The following is a 301-nucleotide window of genomic DNA, read 5'->3' on the forward strand; positions in this document are numbered from 1 at the left end:
CGGCAAGAACCCGCGCGAGATCGCCTATCGCCCGGCCCGGGTGTTGATGCAGGATTTCACCGGCGTGCCGGCGGTCGTGGATCTCGCGGCCATGCGCGACGGGATCGTGGGGCTCGGTGGCGACGCCGAGAAGATCAATCCGCTGAACCCCGTGGATCTGGTGATCGACCACTCGGTGATGATCGACGAGTTCGGCAATCCGCGCGCCTTCCAGATGAACGTGGACCGCGAATACGAGCGCAACATCGAACGCTACACGTTCCTCAAATGGGGCCAGTCGGCCTTCGCCAATTTCCGCGTG

At 63.8% G+C, this 301-nt stretch carries 1 protein-coding gene; it reads left to right on the top strand.

What is annotated here, in order from left to right; all coding sequences use genetic code 11:
* Positions 1–301, top strand: a 301-nt coding sequence (locus tag H2O73_RS23790) for an aconitase family protein (protein WP_246335990.1), incomplete at both ends; no start/stop codon positions are given.

The sequence above is a fragment of the Vibrio marinisediminis genome (assembly GCF_014050145.1).
In the GTDB taxonomy this organism is placed as follows: domain Bacteria; phylum Pseudomonadota; class Gammaproteobacteria; order Enterobacterales; family Vibrionaceae; genus Vibrio; species Vibrio marinisediminis.